This window comes from Parachlamydia sp., from assembly GCF_050255895.1.
Classification (GTDB): Bacteria; Chlamydiota; Chlamydiia; order Chlamydiales; family Parachlamydiaceae; genus Parachlamydia; species Parachlamydia acanthamoebae.
The window spans coordinates 1-24,805 of record NZ_JBFWIR010000014.1 but is presented as its reverse complement, the minus strand read 5'-3'; the positions used below and the strand labels follow the sequence as shown (position 1 = coordinate 24,805).

At 37.6% G+C, this 24,805-nt stretch carries 22 protein-coding genes and 1 tRNA gene; 7 read left to right on the top strand and 16 right to left on the bottom strand.

Annotation, left to right across the window (positions count from 1 at the left end; genetic code table 11):
* Window positions 1-6 precede the first annotated feature (6 nt).
* The 3 genes from AB7E63_RS03805 to AB7E63_RS03795 form a co-directional block, all read right to left on the bottom strand.
* Window positions 7-450: a hypothetical protein gene (locus AB7E63_RS03805; RefSeq protein ID WP_006341021.1), complete on the bottom strand. Its 444-nt coding sequence runs from the start codon at window positions 448-450 to the stop codon at window positions 7-9.
* Between the two features lie 102 nt (window positions 451-552).
* On the bottom strand, window positions 553-2,310 hold the full coding sequence (locus AB7E63_RS03800; protein WP_232503187.1) for a hypothetical protein: 1,758 nt from the start codon (window positions 2,308-2,310) through the stop codon (window positions 553-555).
* Between the two features lie 114 nt (window positions 2,311-2,424).
* Window positions 2,425-3,513 (bottom strand): hypothetical protein, encoded by a 1,089-nt coding sequence (locus tag AB7E63_RS03795; RefSeq protein ID WP_013925118.1) that lies wholly within the window; start codon window positions 3,511-3,513, stop codon window positions 2,425-2,427.
* Window positions 3,514-3,898: 385 nt separating this feature from the next.
* Here AB7E63_RS03795 and AB7E63_RS03790 point away from each other — a divergent pair, with 385 nt between their 5' ends.
* Window positions 3,899-5,482: a hypothetical protein gene (locus tag AB7E63_RS03790; RefSeq protein WP_039377037.1), complete on the top strand. Its 1,584-nt coding sequence runs from the start codon at window positions 3,899-3,901 to the stop codon at window positions 5,480-5,482.
* An 81-nt stretch (window positions 5,483-5,563) separates the two neighbouring features.
* Window positions 5,564-5,893 carry a Rieske (2Fe-2S) protein gene (locus AB7E63_RS03785; RefSeq protein WP_013925120.1) on the top strand — a complete coding sequence of 110 codons (330 nt, stop codon included), beginning with the start codon at window positions 5,564-5,566 and terminating at the stop codon, window positions 5,891-5,893.
* Here the strand turns inward: AB7E63_RS03785 and AB7E63_RS03780 are convergent.
* Complete coding sequence (locus AB7E63_RS03780; RefSeq protein WP_013925121.1) at window positions 5,874-6,350, bottom strand: type I restriction enzyme HsdR N-terminal domain-containing protein; 477 nt, start codon at window positions 6,348-6,350, stop codon at window positions 5,874-5,876. The genes AB7E63_RS03785 and AB7E63_RS03780 overlap by 20 nt on opposite strands.
* Before the next feature lie 5 nt (window positions 6,351-6,355).
* Entirely contained in the window at window positions 6,356-6,994 is a 639-nt protein-coding gene (hpf, locus tag AB7E63_RS03775) for a ribosome hibernation-promoting factor, HPF/YfiA family (RefSeq protein ID WP_006341027.1), read from the bottom strand.
* 312 nt (window positions 6,995-7,306) lie between these two features.
* Between hpf and AB7E63_RS03770 the strand changes: the two genes are divergently transcribed.
* Window positions 7,307-7,573 carry a hypothetical protein gene (locus tag AB7E63_RS03770; protein WP_039377041.1) on the top strand — a complete coding sequence of 89 codons (267 nt, stop codon included), beginning with the start codon at window positions 7,307-7,309 and terminating at the stop codon, window positions 7,571-7,573.
* A gap of 4 nt (window positions 7,574-7,577) precedes the next feature.
* On the opposite strand, the gene AB7E63_RS03765 is transcribed toward AB7E63_RS03770, so the two are convergent.
* The 3 genes from AB7E63_RS03765 to AB7E63_RS03755 form a co-directional block, all read right to left on the bottom strand.
* Window positions 7,578-7,970 carry a DUF7674 family protein gene (locus AB7E63_RS03765; RefSeq protein ID WP_100067507.1) on the bottom strand — a complete coding sequence of 131 codons (393 nt, stop codon included), beginning with the start codon at window positions 7,968-7,970 and terminating at the stop codon, window positions 7,578-7,580.
* A 444-nt stretch (window positions 7,971-8,414) separates the two neighbouring features.
* Window positions 8,415-9,509 carry a 23S rRNA (adenine(2503)-C(2))-methyltransferase RlmN gene (gene rlmN / locus AB7E63_RS03760; protein WP_039377063.1) on the bottom strand — a complete coding sequence of 365 codons (1,095 nt, stop codon included), beginning with the start codon at window positions 9,507-9,509 and terminating at the stop codon, window positions 8,415-8,417.
* Window positions 9,510-9,529: 20 nt separating this feature from the next.
* A tRNA-Arg gene (locus AB7E63_RS03755) sits at window positions 9,530-9,603 on the bottom strand.
* A 133-nt stretch (window positions 9,604-9,736) separates the two neighbouring features.
* Between AB7E63_RS03755 and AB7E63_RS03750 the strand changes: the two genes are divergently transcribed.
* Window positions 9,737-9,922 carry a hypothetical protein gene (locus AB7E63_RS03750; RefSeq protein WP_006341033.1) on the top strand — a complete coding sequence of 62 codons (186 nt, stop codon included), beginning with the start codon at window positions 9,737-9,739 and terminating at the stop codon, window positions 9,920-9,922.
* Between the two features lie 15 nt (window positions 9,923-9,937).
* Window positions 9,938-11,503, top strand: a complete 1,566-nt coding sequence (lysS, locus tag AB7E63_RS03745; RefSeq protein WP_006341034.1) for a lysine--tRNA ligase — start codon at window positions 9,938-9,940, stop codon at window positions 11,501-11,503.
* Window positions 11,504-11,561: 58 nt separating this feature from the next.
* Here the strand turns inward: lysS and AB7E63_RS03740 are convergent, their stop codons facing one another.
* The 4 genes from AB7E63_RS03740 to sctJ all read right to left on the bottom strand — a co-directional run bounded on the left by AB7E63_RS03740 (window position 11,562) and on the right by sctJ (window position 17,479).
* Complete coding sequence (locus tag AB7E63_RS03740; protein WP_006341035.1) at window positions 11,562-12,881, bottom strand: hypothetical protein; 1,320 nt, start codon at window positions 12,879-12,881, stop codon at window positions 11,562-11,564.
* A 95-nt stretch (window positions 12,882-12,976) separates the two neighbouring features.
* Window positions 12,977-14,548 (bottom strand): hypothetical protein, encoded by a 1,572-nt coding sequence (locus AB7E63_RS03735; RefSeq protein ID WP_006341036.1) that lies wholly within the window; start codon window positions 14,546-14,548, stop codon window positions 12,977-12,979.
* 133 nt (window positions 14,549-14,681) lie between these two features.
* Window positions 14,682-16,115 carry a hypothetical protein gene (locus AB7E63_RS03730; protein WP_006341037.1) on the bottom strand — a complete coding sequence of 478 codons (1,434 nt, stop codon included), beginning with the start codon at window positions 16,113-16,115 and terminating at the stop codon, window positions 14,682-14,684.
* Between the two features lie 449 nt (window positions 16,116-16,564).
* Window positions 16,565-17,479: a type III secretion system inner membrane ring lipoprotein SctJ gene (sctJ, locus tag AB7E63_RS03725; protein WP_006341039.1), complete on the bottom strand. Its 915-nt coding sequence runs from the start codon at window positions 17,477-17,479 to the stop codon at window positions 16,565-16,567.
* A gap of 767 nt (window positions 17,480-18,246) precedes the next feature.
* Here sctJ and AB7E63_RS03720 point away from each other — a divergent pair.
* Both AB7E63_RS03720 and AB7E63_RS03715 read left to right on the top strand, forming a co-directional pair.
* Entirely contained in the window at window positions 18,247-18,813 is a 567-nt protein-coding gene (locus AB7E63_RS03720) for an HdeD family acid-resistance protein (protein ID WP_006341041.1), read from the top strand.
* A gap of 216 nt (window positions 18,814-19,029) precedes the next feature.
* Entirely contained in the window at window positions 19,030-20,274 is a 1,245-nt protein-coding gene (locus AB7E63_RS03715; RefSeq protein ID WP_006341043.1) for a hypothetical protein, read from the top strand.
* Here the strand turns inward: AB7E63_RS03715 and AB7E63_RS03710 are convergent, their stop codons facing one another.
* The 4 genes from AB7E63_RS03710 to AB7E63_RS03695 form a co-directional block, all read right to left on the bottom strand.
* Window positions 20,275-20,637 carry a 4Fe-4S dicluster domain-containing protein gene (locus tag AB7E63_RS03710; RefSeq protein ID WP_006341044.1) on the bottom strand — a complete coding sequence of 121 codons (363 nt, stop codon included), beginning with the start codon at window positions 20,635-20,637 and terminating at the stop codon, window positions 20,275-20,277.
* Between the two features lie 2 nt (window positions 20,638-20,639).
* On the bottom strand, window positions 20,640-20,882 hold the full coding sequence (locus tag AB7E63_RS03705; RefSeq protein ID WP_006341045.1) for a hypothetical protein: 243 nt from the start codon (window positions 20,880-20,882) through the stop codon (window positions 20,640-20,642).
* Entirely contained in the window at window positions 20,879-22,348 is a 1,470-nt protein-coding gene (cysS, locus tag AB7E63_RS03700; RefSeq protein WP_006341046.1) for a cysteine--tRNA ligase, read from the bottom strand. The genes AB7E63_RS03705 and cysS overlap by 4 nt, the downstream gene beginning before the upstream one ends.
* Before the next feature lie 5 nt (window positions 22,349-22,353).
* A partial coding sequence (locus AB7E63_RS03695) for an AMP-binding protein (RefSeq protein ID WP_428418735.1) occupies window positions 22,354-24,805 on the bottom strand: 2,452 nt, incomplete at its 5' end.

Here is a 24,805-nt window from a genome sequence, read left to right as displayed (position 1 = left end):
CTCTAGTTAAAGTGGAACCCAGTCTTTGTCACCACCGAGACGTTTGAATTTTTTTTGGCGATTTTTTGCAATATTCTTAGCGCCTTTTTTCCTTCCATAAATTTCTTCACGACGCTTAGCAATTTGATACGCTATTTTATAAGATTGTTCAATCTCTTGCACAACTCCACGCAGTTTTTTAGCACGTTCAAGGGTGATGCCTTCTTTTGAATGTCGCGGAGGAGGATTATTTTGCATTTCTAAGAGAGTTTCTTCAGTAATACCAGATTCTCTCATTGCCTGTTCATTGATTTTTTTAAGGAGATTGATCCCGACTTCAAGTCTTTTTAATCGATCTTCAAGATCAGGAGGCAAATCATCAACGACTTTTTTATTTTTGGTCTCCTCAATTAATTCCAATAGCTGGGTAAATTGACTGAGCATTTTGTCTAAAGGATCTTCTTTTTTCATGGGAAGCCGGCTGTGGGGGTGAAAAGCTAATTAAAATATTTAATTTCACCATATCAAACCCCCTCTATATTTGCAAACACACTCAGAATAAGAGTGTTAAAATCAAATAAAGGAACCTTGCTTTAATTCGATGAAACGATGAGGGGCATAAACCTCCCCATTTTTTGCAAATGTGGAATGAGAAGCGACTGAAATTTTTTGCACCTCATTTCCAGCTCGTATTTCTAATACACGATGGCATCCGAAAAGCGACGCAAAAAAATCCAAGAAAATTTTTTGAATTAGACGGGACTGACCTTTCAGATATGCTTGCGCGGGTTGAATAATTTTAAATGGAAAGTCCAATGCTGAAATTTTAAGATCTTCCTCCTTACATTTTTTTTGAAAATGGCTCTTTCCAACTATATTTCGGGTAAAGTCAACAGCAAACTGGAAACAATTATTTCCCACAACTTGATAATAGAGCTGCTCTTTTTCTGCCTTTTGCAAGATCTGTCTAACGGAATCTAATAAAACATCCGCTTTTTCTTCTGGAATACTGAATCCTTGTCCCCCAAATTGCTGCTCTTGGTCATAAATGCGTGGTTCATGCATACAAATTCCAGCCAGCACTGTCCCCATAAAAATTTTTAATTGTTTCAAAATTGAATTCGTATTCGCTTTAGCTGCCTGGCTAAAAGCCATCAAAAGCTCCATTTGATCATCATCTGTAGGTTTAAAAATTTTAATCCAGGCATGCGAATTTCCTGGTTCCACTTTATTGGAATCTCTTCCTGCTTCTAAAACGACCAACCATTCGCCAGCCTTTATCGTCGTATGATAGTTCTCTTCAAGCGCTTCCTTGTCATATTTTTTGTAAAACTTTGGCAAATGTTCGTAATAATGAGCATCTGTTAAGTCAATTTTTTTCCAATCTTTGCTCTCAGGATTCCAGCTGCCATGCTGATAAGGATTGAAATTTTGTATTCCATCACCTTCGTAAACAAAATGTGTTTCACGAATGTTTCCGCGACAATAAAACTTTGAAAAATTTCTGAGAATCTCAGCTGTTGAGCATTCATACCCATTTTTAAATCGATATTTCTCTTTTGGCGACAAGAGATTCACTTTCCCTTGCTCCAATTTACCTTTGTGATTTTCAAGCAATGCCCTTAACGATACAGTTTTATCTTTTTCAAGTTTTAGTCCTCCGTGGTAACCAATAGGGCGATGGAGTTCACTTTTCATCAATTTATGCGTTAATCCTGGAAGACTTTGGAAAATTTCTATGCTGTCTTCTCCACCGCATTGATAAGTTAAATTCCAGTGCACAAATCGTTGAAATAGGGCATCGCAATGCAAAATCCTTTTCATTAATAAAGGATGCTGTCTCAGCTTTTCAATTTGTGCTTTTTGGGAGGCTGTTAAATCTTTTTCTTGAGTATTCCATCGATTTTTTGCCCATTCTTCAACTCTTCCCTCTAATTTTTTGTACCAAGCATTCGCACGTGTTTCATCAATTTTTTTTCCTTGCCCTAAGCGTTCTTTCAAGATATCCACACGCATTTTAAGCTCCTCTCGAAGCTCTTTTTCTTTAGGATTCAAACGATTAAGTTGTTTAACGACTAATTGAACACATTCAATATACATCTGCATATCATTAATTGTTTTCTCTTTCGGTTGTCTCCACTTACCTTGCAATTCGAATCGATCAATGGCATGCAAAAGCTTTAAGCCAATGTTTGCTTTTGAAGCGACTAAGAAGGGTAATAAATAACGGATAATAACATGGGGAGCCTGCCAACGTTTTCCTGAGAATAGGAGAGGTTTATTTTCTTTAAGATGGAAATAAAAATCTGGAAGACTACTTTCAATACTCATAACAAGCCCTGCTTTCATTTGATTGGATTTTCGATAGTTAACCCTCGGAGGATACATAACTACGAAAACATTGGCAAGCAAACTAGCAGGGCTTGAAGAAGAGCGTATTTTATTTTAAAGCGGCTTTCGATTGTTCTCTTTTTTTAAGAGAAATTCTCTGTAGGCGGCGTTTAATTTTTCATGAGAATTTCTTGGCGATAGTCCCATCGATACGTTGACGTACTGAGCTCGAAAATTTGAAGACAAGAACCGCAATTTTGCTGGCTTGCTTTTTTCTTCATCAAAAATTTTTTCTAAACACTTGAGCTTTTCTTGCAATCCATAAGTTTTAAAAATTTCATATTCTTTCCTTGAGTTATCATCTTCAAAAAAAAGGGGCTCCTCTTCTTCTTTCTTGACCTCAAGAAAATATCCACTCAATGATCTTCTAAATCTTTGACTCAATCTTGCTGATCGAATTCGGGTCTTTAAAGCGCCTTCACTAGCTGCTCGGGTTTCTCCGTCTTGTTGAGATTCCACTTCTTTTTTGATTCCCGGGAAATAGCCACTCAATGTTCTAAATTTTCGACTCAGGTTTCTCGTCCCTAAAGCACCTTCACTAGCTGTTCGAACGTCTCCATCTAGTTGAGTTTCTTCTTCTTTCTTGGTTCCTGGGAAATATTCACTCAAAGTTCTATGACTAAATCTTGCTGAGCGAATCCGCTTTCCAGAAGGTTGCCCGCTAGCCATTTCCATTTCTTTTAGACTAGGCTCTATGCCCTTCTTGTCTTGATCAGAATCGACTCTGACACCTTTCGATTTACGATTTCGCAATGCACCGCTGTTATTCAAGAGGTCTTTCTCAACGGTTTCTATTTCTCCTGAAAAAGTATTTTTTTCCTTCCTGACTTCCTCAAAAGAAGGTGTGCTATGGACTCTAGGATTCTGGAGAGAATTTTTTTTTGGTTTCAACGAGCGTACACTCACCGCTCTGATTTCCTTAACAGGATTACCTGTTTCGTTAGTTTTATCAAAAAAAATGGCACTAGATGTCCTATATTTACGCTTATTTTCTTGTTCTTTTGGAACCAAAGAGCGTTTACTTACTGAGTGAGTATCTTCTTCTATTCGATCATTATTCTTTCTAAAAAACCTCTTAGCACTTTGATAAAAGGCTTTTAAAGGATTGGCAGTAGAGGAGGAAGTAGCGTCGTATGCGTGCATAAATAATCCTAAATTTTATTGATTTTACCCTTTCTATAGAAAGGCATTACATCCTTATTTTAAAAAGAAAGATAGATTCTTAATCAAGGTTTAAAATTTAGAGATGGAATGTATTGCCCATGTTTTAAAACGCAGAAGCATAACGAGATGTATATCTAAAAGTGAATTCATCACCTTGATAGAAAGAAGAAAACGTTGGTCAAGGATAGCAAATGCACTTTACTTCTTCTTTGGAGTCAAACACGATCGCCAGCGACTGTGAAATAACGCTGTGTTGAAAATGTATTTTTTTGCAATTTTCCTGCTTAAATTTATTTCTTAATGCGGGATCTATATTTGCATTTCCTAAGGAAAAAGAATAAAATTAAAGAAAGGAGATAAACATATGCGTAGCTATTATGCCCATCTCGAACAGGCAAAACCTGCCGTTCAAAACACAATCCCCTCAAAGCCTGTTTATCGCTCATCTGCAATTTTTCCAGTCATTCAGGCTGAAGGAATATCTTCTCGTATTTTGTTTATGGGATATTGGATTCTGAAGCGAAATATTAAAGAAATCGCCTGTGTTATCACATTACGTTCAACAGAAGGGACTGTTCTTTCTCGCTCCACGATGTCCATTACAGAGTCCAAAACCTATCGGATCGAGCTCCACGATCAATTAGCTTTAGCAGGCTTATCCATTACAGATGATTTTATGGGAAGCCTCGAAATTGAATTTTTTTCCACCCAAAATCTTGTTTTTCCCTATCCCGCGGTTGATATCAACTACTACGGCCCTCAATTTAGCACAATCGTGCATACAGCCCAGAGGGTATATAACGACTTTGACGACTTGCGCAATAATTCTCAAACCGCTGTCCCTGAATCCGGATTTAATATTTACGCCAAAGATGATCAAGAGCCTTTTTTTACCCTTATCAATGGGGCGGCAGCTTGCGAAAATAACACTGTGACTATGGAATTTTATAATCGTGACCAAGAAGTATTAACGCATACCTTAGAACTTGGTTCTTTAGCTCCTTATCAAACTTTTTTTTGCTTTCCAGCCCGATTGTGCGATCTGAAGCATTTTTTAAAAGGGGATGTTGGAACAGCCAAAATTTATTTTAAGGTGAACTGGGCTTTTCCAAGATTGGTTGCAGGAAATTGGAACCACCGTTTTCAAGCTTTAAATATTACACATACATATTATGATTGCGAAAAAGCAGTCTCCAAAACAGACTATTGGTTTACTCCCAAATCCGGTTGGCACCCAGCCTCTTTGATGATTCCTGTGTGTGCCGATACCAAACATTTTACCAATGTGTATTTTTATCCGATTTATTCCCCTACCCACTTCTCTGTCGGAATAGAGATTTATAACGAAAAAGGTCATTTGTTGGGTGCAAAAAATCCAACCACAGAAGTTTTATCTCCCTCTTCTGAATTGATCAAAATTTCTCTTAAAGATTTATGCGAAGAATTAAACATTGCGCCTCAAGAAAATCTAGCGGCTAGGCTATATGCAAATGAAATTCTTAATCACCCTATTCCTTCACGTATAAAAATTGGATTGGATATTGGCTCAACTCAAAAACAACTTCCTTGCAATATTTGCGTGAATCTTCAACCCTTTAATCCTGCATATGAAGGGAAACCCAGTACTTTTAGATGGCTACCCTTTCTGGCAGATCAACCACGCCCAACCGTGTGGATCATGAACTCTTCACCTCAGGTAGAATATGAGCAAACCGCTAAGCTCACTCTAACGTTTTTCCGCGAAAAGGACCCCGAAACACTTGTCTATCATCTCGATCTGCCTGCCAATGGATTTCTCACTTTGGACTTGAGCAAACATGTAGATTTAAAAGATTTTTTTGGATACCATATTGGCTGGCTAACCGTCCAATCCTCGAATCCTTATACAACAACCTACTATTTCACAGAATCTTCAGTAGGAATTGTGGGAGGTGATCATGGTTTTTAACTCACTTAACAAAGGTAATGCAGCGTAATCGTATTATTGGTATGATTTTAAAGACATACCTAAAATGAGTTTCACATTATTATGACAATCAAAAAAAACATTAATCAGGATTGCACCAAACTTGGTTTGGTTTCAGACATACCAGAGGGGAAATCCATCATCGTAGAAGGACCTGAAGGATTGCAAATTGCGCTTTTCAAATTAAATGGTGAGGTGTTTGCCCTTGATAATGCGTGTCCACATATGGGGGGCCCGCTTGGTGAAGGCTGTATAGAACATGGGGCCGTCACATGCCCATGGCATGGTTGGCAATTTGACATCCAAACAGGTTACTGCGAAAATATGCCTGGTGAAAATGCACGCAAAATCCCCATTCATGTTGAGGACGGAGTTATTTATTTGGTGGATTGAGAAGTCCTTGGCATGACTTGAGTAAATCTTGGTAGGTGGGAATAAAATCGATAAAGGCATACTCTTTCTTCAAAGCATTCTGCCAACCAAATTTAATCTCATGTTGGTTAGCTACGGCAATGAAATAGGCTCCCAAAAAATGGTTGTAGCCAGTGACTTGGTTGATAACTTTTGTGCTCAGATTCACGGCCTTGCACTCAATAACTAGTAGAGGATACAAGGCATGCGCAGGATGGATGCCTTGCCCAAAACACACAATGTCTATTCTTCTATCGGGAATCATCTTCGCCTGAGACAGATGGGGCATGAGACTTAATTCTCTTTCAACCCCCATCAATCCAACAGGAAATCCTAATTGACGAATCATTTTAGTAATAAGTGACTGCCTGACATATTCTTCAGGCAAAGCTGCAACCCATTCTTGACGAATAGGACAATAAATTTTTTCCGATGCCATTAATCTTAAGCTTCCGGTTCAATAATCCCGTAATTTTGATCGCTTTTTCGATAAATGACTTTTAATTTCATATCATTTTCTGAACGGAAGATTAAAAATGCATCACCGGACAATTCCATTTTCATAATGGCTTCTTCATTCGTCAAAATTTTTAACGGAATTGTTTCGCTAGAGAGAATATGACGGGGTTTATAATTTTCTTCTAGACGACGCTGACTTTCATCTTCGATTTGTTCGTTAACATCGCTCAATTCTTCTTGACCTGGTGCCTGATAAACATTCACTTTCATATCGACAACAGTCAGTTTTTTAGCTTGATGATCTCTAATTCGACTTTTATATTTCAATAGTTGCCGTTCAAGCTTGTCAACCGCCTTATCAATAGATACATACATATCGTCACAAACTGCATGACTCTTAATCTTAATATGATCTACTTTTAAAACGATATCAACGCGGTGTTCAAGTTTTTGAATATCCATTGTAATTATCACATCAATAATTCGATGGCTTAAACGGTCTATTTTAGAGACTTTTTCGATCGCATAGTTCTTCATTGCCTCAGTTACAAGGACATGTCGACCTGTTACGGTAATGTTGTATGGCTGTACTGATTCATCTATTTTCACTTTGCTGCGATTCATAAGCAACCTCTACTTTGATTTTCCTGTTAAAAAAGATTAAAGTGCGCATCAACTCTCTTTATTTAGAAGTCTACCCTTTAGAACAAATATTGAAAAGAGGTAACCGTTTTTTAATCAGAAATAGAAAGTTGGAGAAAATTCAATAAAAATGAAATGAGAGGACCTCTTTGATTTTCAAAGATTTGCCATATGTTATCTAATCTCCGCCCCCATCCAAATGGATAAAAAAAACAACTTGCACACTTACCTGCTCTCTCTTAATATCTTATCACAAAAAGACTCTGCTTTCATCCTAATCAAGAAGTTAAACTAATGAAAAATCATTTTGAAAATCCATCAAATGAAGTCAGGCCTCCATGGATTGTTTATCCAGGAATCCCACCGGGAGATATTTTTTGGAGATTTGGTGGTGAATCTTATATGCACACTGTTTTTCAAGCCCACTGGAAGTCCTTAACAGACCAAGATAGAAAAGAATATCTTGAGCGGTGGGAAGCCACAGGAGAGTGGTTTAATGACTTAGATCCAGAAATGGATCCTGATATAAGAGATTTTTTGGAGGAACTATACACGGAATAGCCCATTAATGGACATCTAACTTATCAAGACCTTCCGTTTTAACCCCTGTAAATGCATCCCAAGCAAGGCAATACTTGCGCGATTCTGGACCTAAATGGGAAACAAATTGCTTAGGATCAACTTGTTCAGGAGTTACATTGAGAATGTTCTCTAAAAAACAGGTGCATATGGCATTTTGCACATCATCGTCTCCATTCACAAGAAGCTCTTCCATGTAACAGAAAATTTCTTTTACCCGTGCTGGATCCAAAGTTTTAGCACCAAGCAATGTCCATATATAGTGAGAAAATTCACTCATTTCCCCCCATAGAGAGGTTTTAAAATATTCATCTTCCTCAGCTTTATAAGCAGTCCAAAGAGGAAGAAAATCCGGAAATTTATTTAGGATTAATTTCATGCAATTTTCTTGTGATACTTTCATATGTAATATTGCCTAACACAAGGGTTGTCTTTGTATCAATATGGGCTCCAAAACTTGCTCTAAATGCGAAAGCTTAGTCGCTATGACATAACCGCTCATACCAACCGATGACTCAAGATAAAACAGTTTTTTTTCGTCAGATCTCATACATTCTAGATATTTTCTGGGGATATGACAGTCATTTTTTAACTGCTCTGGAAGTCGATCTATATCAAATTCATATAAGTCGAAGAGGATATTTTGATTTTCAAATGGGCTTAGCCCCCAACCTTCAACCGAGCTAAATTCTAGTAAAAATTTATTTTTCGATTCTGACTCCGCCTGCACAAACAGTTTTTGTTGCTGCAAATCATACAACAGGCCCGTAATCGACAGATCGTGATAAGACTTTTCCAGTGTTTAACCTTTAAGAATCAATATTTAGTGAGAATTTGTAGGAAATGTTATGAGAGCATTTTTTTGATTTTCAAAGATTTGCTTACGTAACTTTAAATTCCCTAGCTGCCCACAGGCTGCCATGATATCTTGCCCTTTTGTCAAACGCAGCAACGTGTAATATCCCTTTTGACGCAAAGATTGGGTAAAAGCTTCAATCGTATTTAAATCAGGAGCTTGAAAGCGATCGCGACTTTGTGGGTTGTAAGGAATTAAATTAATTTTAACATTCAATCCTTTCAAATATTCCGACAGTTGAAGAGCATGCTCAATCTGATCGTTCTGTCCTTGCAAAAGGACATAGGCAATTAAAATCTGCCGTCCCGTTTTTATACAATAGCCCTGCATGGCTTCGTATAGTGTTTGAAGATCGTATTTGCGATTTACGGGCATGAGTCGATTGCGTAATTCATCTGTAGGTGCATTAATTGAAACGGCCAAATTAGGTGCTTGTCCACCCAGATTTGCAAGTTTATCAATTCCGTCGACACATCCACTTGTTGAAATGGTCATTCGCCGTCTTCCAAACCCAAACCCTTTTGGATCATTAAATATGCGGACTGCTTGCATCACAGCATCAAAATTATCTAAGGGCTCACCCATTCCCATAAAAACAAGATTGCGAAACGAAAATTGATTGTGGTGTTTAGCAAGGTAAACTTGTGAAACAATCTCTTCAGTTGTTAAATTGCGTAAAAGCCCCATTTTGCCAGTTTCACAAAAAGCACATCCCATCTGACAGCCGACCTGCGAAGAAATGCACAATGTTCCACCCGACTGCATCGGGATTTGCACAAATTCGACTTCCAAACCGTCAGCGGTTTTACCCAAAAATTTTCCTGTTTTTCCGTCTTCTTTCCGATCTCCCAATGAAAGTTGGGAAACACTCACATTTTCTAGAATAGCAGTGCGAATTTCTTGAGCATTATTAAAAGCAGGATGTGCAGCATTTAAACTGCCTGAGCGGAAAAATTCTTGATAAATTAGGGAAGCATGCACACGCCCCTTGCCTAAGCGTTCAGCAATAGCATGGATGAAGGATTCTTCTGTGTGTGCTAAAATTGAGATTTTTTCTGTCACGTAGAAACAGGAATAAAAAACGCACCGAAGAGGGGTCGAACCTCTAACCACCCGGTTCGAAGCCGGGTACTCTATCCGATTGAGCTATCGGTGCAGATTGATGTATTTATTAAATGGAAGATATTAGACGATCTGGGATATAAGCTGCAAGCATGAAAAAATGTTTTGGCACAAATTAATCTCGACTGACATAATTAGATTACTTGAAGATATAGGGAGAAAGGACTATGGGACATCATTGGATTATGCAATTTAAAAATGCGACTCGACAAACGCAATATTTTATCCTAACCTGGGTTATCTATATGATTGCTATTATTGCTTCTACTCTCTATGCTTATGGACGCCTTGAATTTGTCAAATCAGATGATTATCAAAGCTCTGAATCCATTAAAAACATAGAAAATCGTTGAATATTTGGTTAGATTATGTCGATTACACCTGAGTATCTCCAGCATGAAGAATATCAAAATCGTAAAAGAAAGCTTGGAGAAATTCGAGAATTAGGAATTGATCCTTATCCAGCTTCCTATAAACCTCAAGATACAGCACAAAAACTCCAGACCACTTATGGCCATTCAGCAATTGGTCACAGTGAGGATGCGGCTGCTGGATCTACTCAAACAGCCTCTGTAGCTGGACGTTTAATTTTATTTAGAGCTATGGGAAAAAATGCTTTTGGTCATATTCAAGATGCATCAGGACGTATACAAATCATGTTCAATCGCGATCTCACCCAAGTGACTGGTTACACACCACAGGGAGAAGAAGCTTTAAGTCCCTTTAAATTTATTGAAAAGAAAATTGACTTAGGCGACATCATCGGTATTGAAGGAAATCTTTTCCATACGAATAAAGGGGAACTCACGATTTTTGCAAAACGTGTGACTCTGCTTTGTAAAACACTCCTTCCTCTACCTGATAAACATGCTGGATTAAGTGACAAGGAACAAAGATACCGAAAAAGATGGCTTGATCTAATCGCCAATGAGCACGTAAAAAATACATTCCTTCTGCGCACACAGATTCTCCGTTTTGTACGGAAATTCCTTGATGATGCCCACTTCACTGAAGTTGAAACCCCCATCCTCCAAAGTGTGTATGGAGGTGCAGAAGCACGTCCTTTCTTGACTAAACTCAACGCTCTCGATCAAGAAATGTTCATGCGCATTTCGTTAGAACCTTCTTTGAAAAAATTGATTGTCGGGGGAATAGACCGCGTTTACGAAATTGGAAAAGTTTTCCGTAATGAAGGGATTGACCGCAGCCACAATCCAGAATTCACATTAATGGAAGCCTATGCTTCTTATTGGGATTACAAAGATATGATGGTTTTCTGTGAGAATCTTTTCGAGAAAATGGCCCTCCACCTCTACGGAACAACGGAAGTACCTGCACTTTCACTCGAGACACAACAACCGATTAAAATCGATTTTAAAGCTCCTTGGAAACGTCTCACGATGAAAGAAAGTTTAATCGAGTACGCCAAAATCAATCCTGACGATCTTACTGATCAAGAAATGCGTGAAATGCTTTTGGCAAGTGAAACATGTGATCCTAAAAAAATTACCCCCCTCACAAGAGGTCTTCTGATCGCTGCACTATTTGAAACGTTTGTTGAGCAACATTTGATTCAGCCCCATCATATAACGGATCACCCAATCGAGACTGCTATTCTGTGCAAACCAAAAGCGAATGAAGAAGGATTAATTGAAAGATTTGAGAGTTTTGTTTTGGGAGGAGAAATTTGCAATGCCTACTCCGAGCTGAATGACCCGGAACTGCAAAGAAAACTTTTTGATGAACAATCAAAACGCAGAGATTCTGGGGATGAAGAAGCTAGTCCTGTTGATGAAGAGTTCATCGAAGCTATTCACCAAGGTATGCCACCAACTGGTGGGATTGGTATTGGAATTGACCGTTTAGTGATGCTTTTAACAAATGAGCACTCTATCCGTGATGTCTTGTATTTTCCTTGGATGAAGCCCCAATAAAAGAAATTAAAAAAGGCAAAGGTGATCATCCTTTGCCTTTTCTTCACTTTTTAGAATTCTATACTTTTCGATTGAGAATTTCTTCAGTTATTTCACCTGTAAATTTTAAGCCATCTCTAAAAATGATTGTTCCGTGTTTGGGTATATCACCTTCAAATGTGCCCACGAATTCCACAATATCGTGATCCTCAGGATATTGCATCTTACCTTCTAAAGGATATTGACGTTCAAATCTTCCTGTAAATTTAGATCCATTCAGATACTCAAAAGTTCCTTGAAAGTTTTTTTCTTGATCGGAACATGCTACATACCGAACTCCATCTAACAAGGTTATTTTACCTCCCAAAGCTTCACTCGTTATATCTCCTGTATAGTCAAAGCCATCCTTGAAAAATAATGTTCCTCTTCTCGGTTGAGTATCTTCAAATTCACCGGCGAATGTTTGGATCGGGCCGTTTACGAATTGCAAAGCTCCCCTATCTGGCATTAAATCTTTAAATTTCCCCTTAAACTGACTATCTTTTGGGCAGACAATTTCTCCTTCTATTGGACGTCCCCATTTATCAAATGTCCCCTTAAAGAAGGCATTATATCCCTTATTTTGAAGGTGATACGTTTCCCCGTCTTTTTGAACTCGAGCGCGGAACACATTTTTGACTTTTTTTCCTTTATGAGCAGTCATTACAGCTTGAATTAATCGGTCTTTCTTAAATTTCGCAACGAATACACTTCCATCATTTAAGGTAGCTTTGGCCTTCCCATATTTATCATCATTTTTAAAAGTATATTCGTAAATCCCACCCGGACTTGTTAATTTTCCTCTACCATGGGCTAGCCCTCTTTTAAAGGTCCCTTCAAATATCTCTCCATTAAGGTCCTTTATAAAACCATACCCGGAAAGTAGTTCCTTATTTTTGTGATGTCCTAAAAATACAGATCCATCTTTTAGTTCCAACTTTTCATAATCTGATTTGAGGTTAGCTATTTGCCTGGGAGAAAGGATGCCAAATGTTTCTTCGATAACTACAACTTTTGCAATTTGAGAAGAAATAAATTGAGTTAGGTCCCCTGATAGTTTTTCCTGAGCAGCAAATGCCTGTTTACTAACTCCAAATCGTTTTAGCAAGCTATTTTTGTTTATTTTTACATATTCATTATCGTTTGTTTTTAATAAAACAAACCTTCTTTTCTCGAAAAATCCTAATTTTGGGGGCTTAGCCACATTGGACGTGATAATTGAATCATAAGCGATAAAATATCTTGTAGAACCTCCCGCACCAGTGAATTCAATGCGGTTCTTACTTTTACCTGAGCTATTTAGAAGCTTCTCTGCAGACGTATTTTGATGGAAAGAAATATTAAGAGGTGAAGTTGACATATGGATCTCCCATTTAAACAAATTAATTCAGCAAGTATAACATAATTATGAATTAATTCCAATAAATGATTATTAATTTAGTAAACCTTTGCCATTTACTCATCCAAGAATTCCTGTTCTCGACCATCGGGATAAGTCATCTTACCCTGAATAATATTCCCCGCTTGATCCAACAAGCCAATAAATGTGCGATGATCTGCAAATACCAGTTCCCCCATTTTCATCCTGCCATCGTCATAAAAAGTCCCATCGAATTCAAAAAGTTCACGCCCATCTGGAAAAAACATCTCGCCTTGTGCTCGTATACCATTTTGGCTTTCACCATTGACCCGATAAAAAGCAACACCATCCTTATAATCACCTTGCTCATCAAAAAGCCCATCATACCAGCTGCCATCTGGATAAGAGACCTTGCCCATAAGAAAATTCTCGTTATGACGAAAAGTTCCATTGTAACTGATCAAATGATGTCCCTCAGGAAATTGCATAAAGCCCTTTAGAGGAGCTCCGCCATTTTTACATTGTCCCGCAAATAGCCTTCCATCTGGAAAATATAGAAGCCCTTCACAATATCCCCGCCTGTCATAGGTCCCACTAAACTCCCTTCCATCTGCATAGATAAGATGACCTTGTTTTATGCGACCTTGCTCGAACAGACCCTCAAAAATACTCCCATCATGAAATGTGAGTTTTCCACGGTCGTATTTTCCATCTGGCTGTAAGCTCCCTTGGTATTCAATAAATAAATTTCCTGGAGGATACCTAAGATGCCCATCATGTGGTTCCCATCCTTCAAACTTTCCATTAAATACACTTCCATCGAAAAGAATCAATGAGCCTTCTTTTAAACACCCCCATTCGTCAAATGTTCCTTTAAAGCGATCTATTCGGCCAGCTTTAGAAATCTCGAGAACACCTTCTGCGGGTGAATACATCGTAAATTTAGCCTTCAGTTTTTTTCCATGAATATGAGTCATTTTCCCCTGAATCATACGATCCGCTTTAAATTTTCCTAAAAAAATATTCCCATTTGCAAAAGTTATTTTGGCTATTCCTTCCTTTTGACCATTCTTAAACGTATAAGCGTATCTATCCCCTTTAGGATCACTCATAAATCCCTTACCATGGAATTGACCTTCCTTAAAATGACCTTCGAACATTTTACCATCTGGTAATTTCAAAAAACCATAGCCGGAACGTTCTCCATCTTTTTTATGCCCTAAAAAAACACTTCCATCTGTATGTTCTTCAATAACATAATCGGGCCTAATTTTAGACCTTTGGGTAGGCGTCAAATAACCAAAATGTTCTTCTAGCAATTTGGCCTTTTCAATCTGGGCAACAACAACAGGATTTATGTCTCCGTGATGAAGTTTTTTTTGTTTTGAAAATTCTCTTTTGCTAATTCCAAATCTTTTTAAAAAACTATTTTTGTTCACTTTTACATATTCAGAATCGGATACTTTAATCAAGAAAAATCGTTTAGAAGAAAGATAGCCTAATTTGGGAGAAGAAGCATCCTTACTTTTGAGAATCGAATCGTAGGCGATTAAATAGCTTTTTGAATGGCTCAGATCAGTAAATTCAATCCGCTTTTTACTTTTTCCAGGCGCAGGCACTTTTGCTGCATTTTGAAGGATTTTGAAATCCAATGGAAGAATATGCATTATTATTTCCTATTTGTAATACATCTTTAAATATATGATATCAATAATTATATATATAAACTATCAGGTCATAAAAATAGAAAAGGCAAAGATCTTACTCTTTGCCTTTTTCAAGTTCATATTTTTTCTATTGTTACCTATCAAACACTTCATCCGTTATATGGCCTACGTATTTGTAACCGTCTTTAAATAGTAACGTTCCTTGTTGCATTTTTCCATCTTCAAGGGTTCCTTCAAATCTTACAAACTGCGGATGCTCAGGAGGAAATAACATCTCCCCAGATATAGGCTCTGAATGACTAAATTTTCCAATAAATTTGATTCCATCGGGATATGAAATAGTCCCCTCAGTATAGTGTTCGCCTTCAAAAAGACCTTGATAAATCGTTCTGTCTGTAGCGTAATAGGTTCCTTTCTCAAATTGCTCATTTTCGTTAAAGCGTCCCTCGAAAACAAGAACACCATTATTTGTGAGCTTTCCATAGAAAAAAAGACCTCCTCTAAACTGACCATCCTGGACCCGACCATCTGGGAGTTGTTTGATCCCTAAGAAAGGTTTATTATTGAAAAACTTTCCCTCAAAAGAAGATCCATCAGCAAATGTCATGAGTCCTTCAGCATAGTTTCCAGATCCATCAAAATCTCCTTTATAACTTTCGCCTGAAGGAAGTGAAAACTCTCCTTTCAAAAAGTCGAAGTCTTTAAATGAGCCTTCAAAGCGAGCCCCATTTCCGAAGTTTATATGGCCTGTTTGAAAACGTCCCCAGACATCAAGCGTTCCTCTATAAATACCTGAGAGTCCCCCTGGTGTGGTTATTTGATATGAGCCATCCACTAGACGCACAACATGACCTTTAGCCTTTTTTTCGTATTGAGAAATCATTGCATACACTAAAACATCGTCCTTATGCGCCCCAACAAATACAGTTCCATTTTTCAAGGTCGCTTTCATTTTTCCATGTTTAGCACCATTTTTATAAGTATACTCGTAAGTGTCTCCCTGAGAAGTAGTCATTTTTGCTTTCCCGTGAACTTTACCATCTACATAAGTGCCTTCAAATTTTTCTCCAGTGGATGTTTTTAATAAACAATGTCCTGTACGCAGGCCATTTTTTTCGCATCCCAAAAACACAGCATCGTCCTTTAGCTCTTTCATCACATAATCAGATTTGAGCTTGCTCATCTGCTTCGGAGAGAGCTGCCCAAATATGCGGTGAATGGATTCTGCTTGCGCAATTTGGGAAGAAATTAATTTTGCTAACTTTTCCTTAGAATTATTTTCTTTAAATGTTTCTTTACTAATTCCAAATCGCTTAAGAAAACTATTTTTGTTAACTTTTGCGTATTCCGTATCAGATATTTGGATCAAAAAAAATCGTTTTCTTGCAAAAAAATCCAGCTGAGGAGTTACATTTGCACGAATAATTTTATCGTAGGCAATTAAATACCGGTTGGAAGAATCCTCCGGGCAAAATTCAATGCGCTTTTTTCTTTTGCCCGAACTATTGGGAAGTTTTTCTGCAAGCTGATTAGAATAAAAATTAAAACTTGGAAATGAAATTGACATGCATAAATCCCTTCCAAGCTGATTAGAATAAAAATTAAAACTTGGAAATGAAATTGACATGCATAAATCCCTTATAAACAAATTAATTTTATAAAATATAATACCATATTTCCATTTTTTAGTAATAAATTAATTTATTAGTTATTCGATGATATCCGAACTATTTAGAGTTTTAACTATACGAGAAGCACAAATGACTCATCAAAAAAAGTTTCGTTCATTAAGGGCACAGAGAATCTCCATTTTTGATTGAAACAACACATAAATGGTTGATTGTGAAACTTCAGCCAATTTGGCTAATTTTTTAATTGTGGATATGGGAAAATATCGACACCTAGAAGGATGCTTCACTGCACCATTGCTAATGCAGGGAAAAGAAGCCCCTTCAGCTTAGTCAAACACCGGTAGAAGAAAGCAAGAGCTATACACTCTTGCCTTCTTCATTAATTTTAATGCTCTTTTTTTATTTCAGAGTTCTTTTTAGCATCTTCATTGACAACGCTAGGTTCTTTTTGCTTGAGATCAAGCTGCTTAGAAGACAAATAATCTGAGAAAATAAACTTTTTTAAAATAGGATATAATTTCCAAATCAACCCTATCAGACAAAAGAGAAGAATTAAATTTAGAAATAAAAGCGAAAAGAAAATAAAACGAAATCGTGATACTGATTCTTTTGCAAGATCGATCGACCAAATATTTTCCAATTGCAATGCATTTGAATGCATCCGGAAAGGTTGTTCAGTAATTGCAGCTCGTTCTCCAATAATGGTTACATTATCATATTTTAATCCCGTCACACTCGCCGCAACAAGCTGTCGAATTTTAGACCTTAGTTGACTATTTGGATCATCTAAAATCCCGTTATGTTTGATGTAAACAGAAGCTGTGATAGGTCCAGATGTCGTCCCTGTAATGGGATTTTCTTCTGGAAAAGAAATCATCACATTTGCATCGATCACACCATCGATCTCTTTAATTGTATTGGCAATCTGTTGCGCTAATCCTGCCTGATATCGAATTCTTTCCTGCGTTTCGGAAGGAACAAGACTCGAAGACCCAAAAATATCGAGTAAACTTTCTTGATGCTTTCTTGGAAGCCCTTCCTCATCCAAAAAGCTCATCGCATCCATGGCTTTATTTTCGGGAACTTGGATATCCCAAAAAACGGCTTTTTGAGGTCCAGTTCCGCCGCCTTCTGAACTTTCAACTTTTGTCGATTCAATATTTTTGCTATTCAAAAAAACGATAATTTCATTTGCGTCTTGCTCTCTAATTCCATGAACAATTGTTCTTTCAGATGAACAACTTGTTAAAAGAAACAATGAAATAAATAGGTAGACAATTTTAACAATGGTATTTTTCATTATTACTCTTTAAATTTGATCGTGAACTTCATTTTCTTATTAAATTTCTGAAAACATTTCCAGGATTAATTAGTCTTCATTAGTTTAAAATATTAGACAAAATAATACATTCGAGGTTAATACAAATGAGCTAAGCGCTTCTAGCCAAACCACAGGTTTTACCTCGGCCTCTTTTATTCAGAGTGGACCATTAGATGGACGAAAGTTTATTCCTTCAAATCCTCAAGAAAAAAAATCAGGAGTCATCGAAACCACGCTAAGCACATATAATCTTTCTTTTACATTCCCACCTATTTTCAACAAACAAGAATGTGCCAAAGCATGCAATGAAAAGAAAAAAATTGACAAATGTGAAGAAATACAGGATTAAATTCTAAAGTGTATGAAAAAAAGCGCTTGAAATCATTCAAAAAAAGCAGATCTTCTGGAAGCCTCACCCCTCTTTTTAAAACCTCGGAAGAGAAGAAACACTGAAATTGACGCAAAATCCATTTACAAAGAACCATTTGAAAACATTAATCGCAATGAAGCCATTTCTTCAATCCCAACCCTTTTCCTTTCATGCTTTAGAATTCGACTTAAACAACTTAAACAACATTTAAATGGTGTCTTTAGAAAAAGGATTGAAAGATCTTCAAAAAACTTAATCTAATTATCGATAACTTATATTCTTCAACTTAGAATAATATTCATCTTTTGATCTTGTAAAAAAATTAAATATATTTTAAGCAAAAAAAAGATAACTAAATCTCTATAGGGGAATTTATATGGATGAAAAATATGGACTCGGGTACAGGTTCCAGGAATTCGATCAAATTCGTCGAAATTGGACCGGTTTTCTTGCAATAGGCATTTTATTGATTATTATCGGTAGTGCGGCAATTGGATTTTCAGTTTTTACAACTCTTTTTTCTATCTTTATTCTGGGTGCTTTCTTGGCTTCGGCTGGTATCCTTCAAATTATTCAAAGTTTTTGGGCTAGAAAATGGAGCGGCTTGTTCCTTTCCGCGGCTCTTGGGATTCTATATCTTGTGACAGGAGTAATTTGTTTTGCTAGGCCCACTTCAAGTGCTATAGCATTAACTCTTTTGATAGCAGCTTTTTGCTTAATTAGTGGACTAGTCAAAATGTTTAATGCGATCGTACTTCGCTTTTCTCAGTGGGGCTGGGTTTTCTTTAATGGTTTAATCACTTTTATTTTGGGTATTTTAATTTTATCCGATTGGCCTGTATCAGGTTTATGGGTGATTGGATTGTTTGTAGGAATTGACATTTTGCTCTTAGGTTGGACATGGGTTCTCTTAGCTCTATCAGCCAAAAAGAGTGAAAGCTAGAGCATTTTCAAGCAGGGTAGCAAATGGCTATCCTGCTAAATCTCTTCTTTTATTTGATGGTAACACTCCCTCCTTTAAAAAACTTATCCGTCCATTTTTATAAGTAGATAGTTTGACTAAACAAAATAAAAACCGAACGTTATTATATTTTACACTTCTTGTCGTTAATGATGGTTTTTGATAAAATACAATTATTTCTTTAATTGGAAGAATCACATGACAACTTTATCTGTTGCTTTCTATAAAAATAAATCTGCTGAAAAACTTTTTATTCCAGAAAAAAGTTTAGGAAAAAGCAAAAAACGGATTGAATTTTCTAGTCTAGAAGGAACAGACAGATACTTAATTGCTTACGATTCAGTTATTCAGACAAAAAATGGGGTGCCTCCCAAGCTAGGTTTTTTTGCTAACAAAAGGTTTGTTCTACTAAAATCTAATGAAGGCTATATCAAAGTAAATGCAAATAGTTTGCGAAAAAGATTTGAAATTAGTAAAAAAGAACTAGCGAAACAAAAAAAGTGCAATAATGGGGATTTAACCCAATTTATAGCTTCTCGAATTCAAAAAAAGCTCACTGTGGACCAGGGATTTGGAAAAATTCAGTCTGAGCAGAGAGCCTCTACAGACATGGCGCTAATTCATGGCTTAAATTCTCAGAAATTCAATGATATTTCGCCCCAGCAGAAAGTCTCTACAATTTCCGATACATATACAACAATATCAACTTCTGAATTAAATACTCTGGTTTATACACAGGCGGCGAAAATTGCCGAGAAAAAATTGCTCTATTGGATGCCTCATCCCCTTTTTACAAATTCTGAGGGTCCTTTTCCAGACGAGTATATGAATGTTCCAGATTTTTATGGATCACGCCATTGTATGTTCTATTTTGGAAAAGAAGAAACACTAAAACTGTTCAATAGTAAATTCACAAAGAATTATTTTTTGGAATGGCTAAATGAGAGATCTGATAGTGAACAACTATCTGATTCAAAGATGAACATTTCCCAGATTTTAGAACATCCAAATCAGCACCCTTCTCCTATTTTTATGTCGTGTGCAGATTTTTTCTATTTATCATTGTACAAAGCAAAAGTTATTACTAAAGATCAAATTTTGCAGATCTACCAAAGTGCCAGACAACAACAAATGATGGATGATCAAGCCTCTGCAATTTCTACCCATTTTTATGGATTTGATACACATCAATTTGAAGACATGGAGTCAATGACAACACAAGGAAAGCCAGGCGATGTTGTCATTGGATTTGATGAAAATAATAAGCCAATGCACATCATGTTTCTTGGAAAACCAGGATCTGCTCTAGGTCTGTGGAGACTACCCGCTTATCATGCCGTCGAATTTAAATTAAAAGAAATTGAATGGTTCAAAATGAAACTCAAATGGTGTCCTTTACAAAAGGGACTGGACAACCTTCTCGCAAATATAACGATGCAGTAATTAAAGCAGCTCTCGCAATTCAGTCCCATTTGTCAAAGATAGAGCTTGCGGTTCACACACTTTCATGCAAGGATAATCTGAACAATGCAAGCAGGGTTGCCTTTGCGGATAGAGCAAAGGATGCCTTTTTTCCAAATCTTCTATATAGATGGCATTTGCCGGACAGGCTGCCATGCATGCATCACAGCCTGTACATAATTCTTGGAAAGTTCTTTCGGAAGAGGAAGCTCCTGGCGGGCGGACTTTTTGTGTTTCGTCTGCCATGGATTCCAATTTTTTCACTATGGGATGGTCTTCAATTAAACTCAGTCCACTGGAAACAATCTTCCTAAAAGCTGATGCAAAGAAATGCTGACGATCCATCCTTATTCTTGAAGGACTCTTAAAACCAGATTCTTTCCATTTTCAGTCAATGAAACTGTCAATGGGCTTCTTTTTTTAAGAAAATTTGCTTGGATAAGCATATTGCAAATGGCATCTACACCACGCGATTGTAAACCGATCCGATTTCCCATTTCATAACGATCGACTTCTCGATCAAAATCATCCTGCACCTCTTCATATACAGCAATCATGAAGCGTTCATCTTTTGTTTTAGCGCGACTCATTTAGTAGACCTTTCTATTTTTTTTAACCTTGCCCCTTTAACAGAGTCTTCAATGATATATCCATGAGAATGAATCAAATCTCTCAATCGATCAGCTTCAGACCAGTTTTTATTCTGTCGAGCAATATTGCGCTGTTCAAGCGCGTCTTGTAATTCTTGAGGAATCTGCTCTGCTTGCACTTCGAATGTAAAAATGGCCAGAACCTGATTAATTTTTTGCAGAAATTCTAAAATTTCTGCAGCTTCAGAATCTCCCACAAGCCCCTTATCACACAAAGTATTGATTTCTCGAATCATTTCAAACAAAGCGGCTAATGCAACAGAAATGTTGAGATCATCCGCTAGAGCTTTAGCAAATGCATAGAGCGTTCTTTCGATGACTGGTGCCACTGATCCCGAGTCTGCAGATCCCTTGATCTCTTGCACTCGTCTGATAAAATCCTGCACTCTTCTTAAGCTGTGCCGAACAGCGTCCAGTCCCTCAAAAGTAAAATTCAACTGTGTTTTATAATGCGTTTGCAAAAGCATGTAACGTACTTCGACACCTGAAAATCCTTTGGCTAAGAGATCTCTCAGCGTATAGAAATTTCCCATACTCTTAGACATTTTCTTCCCATCCACAATCAAGTGCTCAGCATGCATCCAGTGCTTAACAAATGTCTTTCCTGAACATGCTTCAGATTGCGCAATTTCATTTTCATGGTGAGGGAACATATTATCAACCCCACCCACATGGATATCAATGGTATCTCCCAACAATTGCATGGCCATGGCTGAGCATTCTAAGTGCCATCCGGGACGGCCAGGACCAAAGGGGCTATCCCAATAAATTTTTCCATCTCTCTGCGGATCATAATTTTTCCACAAGACAAAATCTGATACGTTTTCTTTGTCATATTCATCTGCAGCCACCCGTTCCGATGCACCAACCTTCAACTCATCTAATTTAAGATGAGACAAGCATCCATAGCGAGGAAACTTTCGAATAGCGTAATAAATGCTGCCATCTTGCCCTTTATAGGCAAATCCTTTATCGATGAGTGTTTGAATCATCTCAATCATCGGCTGGATATAGTCAGTGGCAGCCGGGTAAACTTCGGCAGGTTCAATGTGCAAAGTTGCAAGATCTTGAAAAAAAGCATCTTTATAAGGCTGTGTAAAGGCATTTAGCGTAATTCCTTTAGAAATAGCCCCTTTAATGGTTTTATCATCAACATCAGTCAAATTCATCACCTGTTTAACTTTCAAACCAAAAAATTTCAAAGTTCTTCTCAGCAAATCTTCAAACACATAGGTTCTAAAGTTTCCGATGTGTGCAAAGTTATACACGGTGGGTCCACATGTATACAATGTGATTTGCCCCTTTTCTGCGACCAAGGTTTCTTTGACACGTTTCTCAGTGTTAAATAGTTGAATTGGGCAGTTTGTGAAATTTAATGATAAATGCTTGGTATCCACAAATGTCATTGTTCCTACTCAGATGTTTCTGTTTGCTTATTTATATATTCTGCTTCCAATTCACGATAATGAATTTTTCCTGTTCCCATTAATGGAATTTCTTCCAGCTGGATCAAGGCTGAAATTTTCACCAAATTGCTAAATCCTGCATCACGCAATGCTTTATTAATTTCATCCAACGTGACAGAAAACTTCGTAAATAAAAAGAGTTTTGTTTTTCCTCCATCGTGCTCCTTGGCACTTACGGCAAGAATAGGCCCCTCTTCTGCCGACCACCCTTTTTCAAGAGCTGTCTGCAAGAGCACATCTTCTATAGCCGGCAAGCTCACCATTTCTGCACCGATTTTGATAAATCGTTTCATTCTGCCAGAAATCGTTAAATTACTTTCTGGATCGAGGAAACCCAAGTCGCCCGTCTTATACCAGGTTTTTCCTTCAATGTCGATAAAAGGAGATGCAAGTCCCGGGTTTAAATAGCCTTGAAAAACATTTGGACCTCTTGCCAGAATTAATCCTTGTTGACCTTGCGGAAGAAATGCATATGTTTCCGGATGCACAATCACAATCTCGATTCCGGGGAAAGCTTTTCCAACACCTCGATTCGGTTTGCCCACTTCGTTTGCGGTCAAAATAGGTGAACATTCGGTAATTCCATATCCCTCAAGAAGCGCATCTAGTTTTCCGATTTGCTCCATTTCTCGGAATAACTGAGGGGGAGCTTTTTCTGCACCTGTTACACATAAACGTAAGGAATCCAACTGGCCAGGATTTGAAGATTTAATCATTCCTCTTAGAAAAGTAGGGGCCCCACAGGTAATCGTGACTTTCCACTTTTCGACATTTCGAGCCAATTCTTTGCCGTTTGTTGGATCTGGAGAATAAACCACTCGCACTCCCGCAAGCAAGCATAAAATCCCACAAATGTTAAATCCGAATGCGTGGAATGGAGGCAAAAATCCATAAAAAACGTCGTCAGAATAAATTTTGATTACATTAAAAATGGTTCTCTGATTACTTAACAAGTTTTCATGTGTCAAAGGAACCCCTTTTGGCAAGCTTTCTGTTCCGCTCGTGAAAAGTAGAACGGCCTCATCGTCTTTTGAGATATTTTGCATATTAAACTTTTTCAAAATCGCTCGCGTACTTCTTTTCGACCACCAAAAGGCTTTTAATTTGTCAGAGAGGCTAAATTCATGTCGCACATCTTCAAGTAAAATCAACTGGTTTTCAATAGGTGTTAAATCGACGTTATGCAGCTTATCGATAAAAACCCACGAACTTAAAACAGTCTCTAAACCAGCTAATTGGACTACAGATTCCAAATGACGAGCTCCCACTGTCCAGTTAATCAAAACAGGAACTTTGCCCGCTATTTGGGTTGCTAAAATGACTACATAGGCAGGAACGCTAGCGGGTAGCATGATACCAATACGTTTACCGGGCAGCTTTTGAATATAGGCGGCCAATAGCAACACACGCATTTTCAGTTGTGAATAGGTTAATATGCCAGAACGTTCATCTGCACAGGCAATCGTCCCCTTCTTTTTTGCACATTGATTAAGAAAGACTTCCGGAATCGTTTGACCTGGGGCTAAATTTACTTCATGCCGAGGAAATTTTTTATTCCATTTCGAAAAATCTTTATCTTCGTTTTGAGTTTGTTCTTTACAGACAATCTGTTTGGATGCCAAAGCCATTAATTTACCGACAGTCGTCAACTCTTTAAAAGGGACGGTATCGACATCAAACTGATCTTTTAAATACACATTCAATTCAGAAATATCTAAAGAATCTAAGCCAAGATCTGAGGACAATGACATCTCTGGATGGATATTCGCAGCCGAAATGTCTGTCATTTCTTGCAATTTGCTTAGAACGCTTTCGCGAATACCCGGTGGAATTGAAGCGATGTTTACATCAGGATCATCGTTGTTATCTTCGACGGTTATTTTAGGATAAACCTCTCCCCACATACTAGTCGAAACAAAAATTAAAGAATCACCAGGATATTCACCCTCTTGCTGCGTTAGTCCATCGGGGCGATTGTACCAATGTTCCAAATAACGATTAAATTCTAAGCGGCTACCGTGAACAGGCATATCTGCCGGAGCAACTTCATATTCAATAATAACTTCACGTCTGGGAGTAAAAAGCAAAAGGTTTTTAAAAACGCTTTTGACTCCATCCATAATGACTTTAAACATATTTGGCGTTTGGCCTGTCAATGCGCGTGAGAAAGAGCTTCCCCACAATCCTTTAACGCGTACAAGGACAATATTAGTATCGGGAGCCGCTTGTAAAATACGATGGACACCCGAATTTCCCCCCAAAATCTCGCGAGCAGTTTGTTTTAAACCGCCTCCGGGATAGATTAAAAAGTTATCTTTTTGATTTAAGCCATCAATCACAGCTTGCAAAGCTTTTTCACTTTTATTGCGCTTTAAACTATTTCCCGAAGTTTCGAAA